Source organism: Desulfobacter sp. UBA2225 (assembly GCF_002348205.1).
GTDB lineage: Bacteria > Desulfobacterota > Desulfobacteria > Desulfobacterales > Desulfobacteraceae > Desulfobacter > Desulfobacter postgatei.
Map to the genome: position 1 here is coordinate 30,688 of NZ_DDYV01000089.1, position 7,020 is coordinate 37,707.

The following is a 7,020-nucleotide window of genomic DNA, read 5'->3' on the forward strand; positions in this document are numbered from 1 at the left end:
ATATAAAAAGGCCAATGATGCATAACAGTATCATTGAAATTAGATCCTTGCAACAAAAGTTTAACGGCAAATATAATTTATTTTTTTAGTATCTGCTGATTTTCTATTTTGTCGGCTTTAATAAATGTCACCTCAAACGCTTTACAGGGACGAAACTGCTGCAACCTGTTTGTAAAAATAAAAGTGTCATTCATTTCGTAGTGCTGGAAGATGTCCAGGCCACGATCCAGGGAGATTTTCCAGCCGTGGTCGGTCAAGATATGGCGGGCATGGATTGTGCCGGTGCCGTCGAATTTCCAAGTGACGTTTACACCCACCGAGCCGGCGGATTCCTTCATCTTCTCTAAGTTTTCTTTCTGCTGTTCGCCTTTGAACTCATCTTCTGTTGTCACCAGATTCACGAACACTTCTTCATCCAGAGCCTTGTGCTTGACCACAGTCTCAAGAAATTCCATGAAATTGCGCATCTGGTAGAACAGGCGGATGTACGGATCGATGACCGTTATCTGAGTGGCACCCTTGAGGTATGGGCCAAACAGCGTATCAAAAGAAATGCCTTTCTGGTTCTCCTGGAATGTAAGGTGTTTTTCTTTGAGGGAAGGCCCTGAATCTTTCAGCGCTTCAGATGGAACTACAGGTGAGCCTGATTTCCCATCGTTACCCTCCGAAATGGTCTTATGGTAATAGTTGGGGTATTCCTCTTCTTCGAGGGTGGAGATAAGCTTGATCTTTCCATCAGCACACAGATAAGAAAAACTAACCTTTCCGTAGGTGGAATCAATCCGCATCAGTTGGTCTTTGACACGCTTTCGGCCTTCAATTGCCAACCGCAGCAGATCCTCGATCTCTTCTTTACTTGCTCCCCCATCGGGGAAAAGGACCTTCATCAGGCCGGAGAAGGTTTTGTTGATCCCATCACGATCCCTCGCCGAAATGTCGGAAGAGAGCGTGAAATGATCCTTGTAGCGGTCCGAGTAATCATAATTACGCAGAGAACGCAGTATTTCAGCCAGATAGTCCACCACAAATCCGTAACCGTTGGAGAACATTTCTCCCCGGATGATATCCACCTCCCAGCCAGGAATATAAAAATGGATGCGGTCCAGAAATGCAGAGTCGTAGAACTTGTCAGGCAACTCGGAAAACAGGTCTGAGTGTTTGAGCATGTAAGGCAAGGTATGCTGGGTATTGCCTACGAATACCACAGACGCCTCAGCACCCAATGTCTCGATCCCGCGTGAGAATGTTTTGTTGGCCATGTAGTTTTTCATGATATCGACCAGGGCCTTGTCCACGCGCTTTTGTTTTCCTGCAAACTCATCAAAGGCCACACAGTCCCAGTAGCCGACCAGGCCGATTTTTCCTGTAGAGTTGTTCACGAACAATTTGGGAACAGTGACCTCGCCACCGGAGATCAGGATGCCATGGGGTGAGAACTCCGAGTAGATGTGAGACTTTCCGGTTCCCTTGGGGCCAAGTTCGATCAGGTTAAAATTGCGCTCACAAAAGGGAATCAGGCGGATCAACTGGGTCAGCTTGCTGCGCTTGCCGAACATTTCCGGATTAAAACCGATACTTTGAATCAGCAGGTCAATCCACTCGTCTGTGGTGAATTGCCTGCGGGCTTCAACATAACCATCAAAGTCAAAATGGGAGAGCTGAATGGGCTTAAGGGACGATAAAATCCAGGGACTGGCGTTCTTATCTTCTGTAAATTCGTATTCGACATCAGCAATGCACCATACCCCGCTGACCAGCAGCTTGGGATGGGCCTTGACCGTACCCGAGTCCACCAGCACCTTTTTGATGCCGAGATTGGAGAATTCCGCCTCGTAAACGTCGGCCTTGTCGTTCAGGGCCACGCTGATCTTGTCGATAACTTTATACCGTCCCTTTTCCTTGATATTCGAACGGACAAGCCCCGCCTCGTTACGATGCACGTAATGCTTGCGCAAAATTTCTTTGACCGTCTCAATGCCGGTCTGGATAGTCGGTTCATCACAGGTGGCGCAATATTGTCCCAAAAGGTATTCCAGCACGTAGGATGGAACGATGGCATTTCCCTTGACCGTCTTGACAAGGTCCTTTCGGACAACGAGTCCTGGGAAATGTGTGTTAATTTTTTGGTCAAGTTCATTCATCGGCCACCTATCCTTTAAAAATCAAAGTCGCTGGTAAATGATCGCCGCATCTGATACCGCAGCGACTTATATTCCTTGTAATGTGAAGTCCCGGCATGCTTTTCCTCAAGTTTGAGAATAACCTCCCGGCCATTGGCCTCATCAGCCTTCCGGGTCAGCACAAAGCGAACCTGAATCTCGCGTTCCCGGGGATTGTCCAGATCCAGATCAAAGGTCAGATCATGGCTGTCGGAGATCAGATCACCGGCCTCCGTGTAGATACCGGCCCTCAGCACTCTTGGTTGGATTTTGTCCGTCACCGGTCCTGCCTGGTACAGGGTTACCGCCAGTTGCCCGGAGGTGATCATCGAGCCGGCTCCCCGCAGGATGTCCACTTCAACACAAGTAATATCGCTCTGCCGCTTCTTGTTGATTTTAAGGATCGGAATCACCACCTCCTGCAGGGATGCCCCCCCCATGTACAAAGCGGGAACCGGAACCCTTCAGGCGCAGGCGATTGATGGACTTGGGTATCTGGACTTCCACATCACCGGCAAGGCCAAGCTGATCCGGGGTAAATTTATGCAGGCCAGATACTTGGGCAAGTCCTTTGCCGAGCACAAAGCGCCGGTCCCGGAACAGAATCTGATCTCCTTGGACATCTACGCCTGAAAAATCACTTTCGTCAATGGCGCGATTCTGATAGATGAAGCCGTGATCGGCAGTCACTATAAAATTATACAAATTGGCATTGTTCAGTTTTTTGACCAGACGAATCAATTCCTGCAATGTCTCTTCCACGGCCTCGAAAATCCGTTCCTCCGATTCCCGCTTGTCCCCGGTGGCGTCTATACGGTTATGGTAGACGTAGAGTACGTCATGGTCACGCACCAAAGCCCGGCATTCGTCTCCTTTCATCTCCATCAGTTCGTTGGTCTTACATGCAGTGGCCCGAAACTTCCCCGCCTGCCCAAGAATTTTGATGCGGTTGGCCAACCCCTGGGAACTTTGTCCATCCACCATCACTGTCCCGGTTTCATTGCCGGAAATGGTCAATACCTTACCGGGAAGCAACGCAGCCATACCAAGCTGGGTGTAGCTGGGCAGCATGGAAAGTGCCGGTTCCAGTTCAGCGTGATACCGGTCCTCCTGCCGAATCAGACCCAGCAGTTCATCGGCGATTTCATAGCGCATGGCATCGGAGATAATTACGCAAACCTTATTGCCCTTGCGCAGGAATGGCTGCACATACGTGGAGAAAACCTGACTTTGTTTGCGCACCGGGAAGGCTTCCCACTTGGTTGCCGCATCCACGAAGGTCTGGAAACGGTCCGCCAGCTTTAACAGAAAGTTGTTGGTGTAGAGGTTTTCGATCTGTTCGGTCAGCGTTCCCATCAAAGATGCCTGCCCCGACATGCGGACATGAAAACAGAACTTGCGATAAAGCTGATCCAGCTGATACCAGAAGCGGCTGTAGCGCTGTATGCCCTCGGTGAGGCTCTCCATGGTGAGCCTGGTCTCGCCCAGGGTTTGGGTAAACCGGGCAGCATGATCAACTGCCTCATACAGGTGCCGATATTCGCGATACCAGTGGCCCTGCCGCCGCCGGCGGACCCAGATGGAGATATCTGAACTTCCAACCGTGCGGGATGCCACTGCCTTCACCAGGTCACTGATGATTTTCTGGTCAATCAGGCGGAAATAGTCCAGTTCCATCAGTTCCCTAAAATCCCTTTTAGCCAGATCCTTCTCAATCCCCAGGACTTCGGCACACTCTTGTGAAAGGGTCTCGAAACCGCCTTCAAACTGCCGGCTGTCCTTCCAGCGTTTAAGAAACACCAACGCATCGCCGGTCAACCTGACCTGGCCGTCAGTGCCTAATGCATAGCAGGATTTGAACAGCTCAATGGCAAAATCACGAACGCCGGGCGTATCTGACCTGTAACCATAGCATCGGGCCATCTGCTCCCAGAGAAAGCCGTCCAGGCAGCACCGGCCCACCAGCTTGATCTTCTCCTCCCTGCCTTCGGCCAGTTCCTGCAGCAGATTTTCCAGCACCGCATCCATTCGCGGCTCGCTGCCCGCACATACGGCCAGCATCTTCAGGCGGATCTGCCCGGCTGTGTCATCGCTTTTCAGCAGCTTTTTCAAGGCGTCCTTGCGCTTCATGGCCGGAAAGAACTCCGCATGGGCCTGCACCACCTCCGTAAACGCCAGACCAAGCGCCAGTTCGGACAGCCAGATCGCCACCTGATCGGTGCGGAACTCGCCATGGGCCAACTGCACATCCAGCAGCCAGTTATCCAGATCAGCCGGCGGAGGCCCTTCACGGTAGAGCAGGAATTTGCGTTCCGGCTGCTCGCGTAAAATTTTGTATTTTATCCCGTATTCGTTGTTGGCCAGCGCTATCTTCTCAATGCCGGGCAAAGACAACGCCTCAAAATCATCACGCAACTCCTTTTTGGCGTCGTACCAGAAAACGATTCTGTGCCGATCAAAGAGTTTGGTCAGGGCGAGTTCAATTCTATTCATAGTCAACGTCCGCTTACAGCTACGTCTAAATCAAGGTTTGGAGACCAATTTGCCAACGGCGGTCTGTTGTCGAAAATTGTGCATTTGCCGACGCTGCTCATGCTGCTAATCCCAGTTTATCCCACAAGGCCGACAGATCATCAGGAAGCTGCAGGGTCCGGATAATGCTTGATCGCCTGTCCTTTTCAGATTTTTGACCCAAAAGGGTGTTCAAGGCTGGATTCACCACAGAGGTGTAGAAACTTTTCCCATGTATCCACTGCTTAAGCCGTTCGTCTTGAGGCAATGCGCGTACTTGTTCAAGAGTCGATTCATAACACGCCATGATCTGTTCAGGATCAAGAAACTGATGCCATTCTTTAAGCGTTTCCTTGATTTGCTCATTATCAAGCGCCACCTCTGGTGAGAGGAGAGCCTCTTTAAAACCCCGTGAACGTAATCCCTCCCAAAGAGGGTTGATGATCGACCACAGGACGCCATGCGCTACCCATCGATCAAGATCGTTCAGGAGTGTCTCGCGAAGTTTATGCTCGCCTTCAACGATTTTTTCGCGCTGTTTTCCAGGAAACGCCGCCCACAGTTCGTGCGGTACTATCAGATAGTTCTCTACGCAAAAACGGGGAGTGATCCAAAGATTCGGGTGAATAGTTTGCTTCTCGGTAAGGACTTCATTGCTCCATTCATCTCGATCAACAATCCCAAACCAGTCAGGCTCCTTGGTCAAAATATCAATAACATTCTTCTTTCCGCCAACTTGGACAATACAGAATTTGGATTCCCAGCCAGCATGACGTTTGGACAGAAGTTCACCGTAGAAATTAAAATCATCTATGCCCTCAACAATCAAGGCAACCTTGCTGGTTGCACCGATCTGTTGTTCTTTGACCTCCTTGATTATTGTTGAAACTCCCTTGCTCATCACGCACCACCTTCGAGTTGGAGTGCAACACGCAGTCCATTGTTGTCATACCGTTGCCAAACATCCACGGCATGAGAGGTGATAAGAAGTTGCCCGTCCCTCCTGACAACCAGTTGCTCTAATGCAGACAAAAAGGGATCAATGAGAGAAGGGTGTAAATAAAGGTCCGGCTCATCGATCAGAACGACTCCCCCCTTTTGCATCCAGCGGGTAATGAGGTAGATAAGAATGAGTACCTGATGCTCTCCGGCGCTGAGATCATCAAGGGAGTGATAGAGCCCTTTTTGATTTTGAAGTTTGACCCGGAGCCGCCCTTCACCTGGCCGGATATCCGGATCAATCTCTTTGCCTGATAAAAATCTGTTTAACGAGCGGATCACCTCATGATAGAGGTGAAGCTGAGATGTTTTGAGAGTAATCAGAGACGCTTCCAATTGGCCTTTCCAGTCATCTGTAACGATATAGCGTGTCAGCCAGCGTTGAGACAGCAAGTCAGGCTGCGGTTCGGAAAGATTGCGCTTTGGCGACACCCACCTCCGTTCTTCAGCATCAAGATAAACAAGATTCGGGGCATCGATAGCCTCGTAGGTGAGTATCTGTTTCTTCCGGGCGGCGCTCCAGGCATCCAGCCAGTCTTCTTTGGGAAAGTGCAGTTCTCGTTTTGGCTTGCCAATGTTACCGCGGGTAAATGTTTCACCGATCCTGGCTACATTATCATACCCAAGTAAAGTCTTTTTACTCCATTCCTGTGTACCAAACAGGACCAGGACCGGTTCAGTATAAAAGGGTCCCAGACTGTCCAGAAGCACCGCAAAGCCATCCCAGCGCTGCAGCCATGAACGGGATTCATGTTTTTGCGGCAGGCTTTTTCGCTGATCCATCCAATAGCCCAGCGCATCCCACAACATGGCAACACCCCGAAGCAGGGTAGATTTGCCACAACCATTCGGTCCAGTAAAAAGAACCTTTGTCTCCACAGAACCTGTCCAGTCATTATTCAGGGTAATTTCGCCATCTGGCAGAGAGCCGACTCCCTGAGTAATAATTGATTTGATTTTCATATTAATCCTCCGTCGATTCCAAGCCAACGATCTTCTTCAGGGCCTTGCCGAATTTTGGATAGTTGACCTTTACCCCGTCATCAAGATCAATCTCTTTCTTTTCGGTGGCCAGCGGGTAAAGCACCTCTCGTTCGTACTCTTCCATTTCGGAGATCATCTTGGCAATCTTTTCGATTTCTTTTAACGCACGGGTCTTTTCGCCCTGGCTGCTGCTGGCGTTGATGGTCACCGCCTCCAGGTGATTCTTGTGGGAGGTGAGCTTGGTGCGGAACTCCCGTAAATAATCATTCAAGACAATGCTGACCGTATCCGGCCGGTAGCGGTGCATATAAATCAGTGCATTGAAACTACCCTTGGGGCTGGAGAACAGCCAGTAGATGGGGCGCTT

At 50.2% G+C, this 7,020-nt stretch carries 5 protein-coding genes and 1 pseudogene; all 6 read right to left on the reverse strand.

Annotated features, from left to right (window positions below; all coding sequences use genetic code 11):
- Window positions 1-77: 77 nt before the first annotated feature.
- The gene (gene brxL / locus B3D59_RS04875) at window positions 78-2,141 is read right to left on the reverse strand and encodes a BREX system Lon protease-like protein BrxL (RefSeq protein WP_286818110.1); all 2,064 of its coding nucleotides are present in this window, start codon (window positions 2,139-2,141) and stop codon (window positions 78-80) included.
- Between the two features lie 14 nt (window positions 2,142-2,155).
- Complete coding sequence (locus tag B3D59_RS04880) at window positions 2,156-2,572, reverse strand: hypothetical protein (RefSeq protein WP_286818111.1); 417 nt, start codon at window positions 2,570-2,572, stop codon at window positions 2,156-2,158.
- Window positions 2,556-4,652 (reverse strand): BREX-1 system phosphatase PglZ type A, encoded by a 2,097-nt coding sequence (gene pglZ, locus B3D59_RS04885; protein ID WP_286818112.1) that lies wholly within the window; start codon window positions 4,650-4,652, stop codon window positions 2,556-2,558. The genes B3D59_RS04880 and pglZ overlap by 17 nt, the downstream gene beginning before the upstream one ends.
- 97 nt (window positions 4,653-4,749) lie before the next feature.
- Window positions 4,750-5,571 carry a DUF4435 domain-containing protein gene (locus B3D59_RS04890; protein ID WP_286818114.1) on the reverse strand — a complete coding sequence of 274 codons (822 nt, stop codon included), beginning with the start codon at window positions 5,569-5,571 and terminating at the stop codon, window positions 4,750-4,752.
- Window positions 5,571-6,632 carry an AAA family ATPase gene (locus B3D59_RS04895; protein WP_286818115.1) on the reverse strand — a complete coding sequence of 354 codons (1,062 nt, stop codon included), beginning with the start codon at window positions 6,630-6,632 and terminating at the stop codon, window positions 5,571-5,573. Before B3D59_RS04895 ends, B3D59_RS04890 begins: the two co-directional genes overlap by 1 nt.
- A gap of 1 nt (window position 6,633) precedes the next feature.
- A pseudogene (locus B3D59_RS04900) lies at window positions 6,634-7,020 on the reverse strand (class I SAM-dependent DNA methyltransferase); the annotation flags it as partial.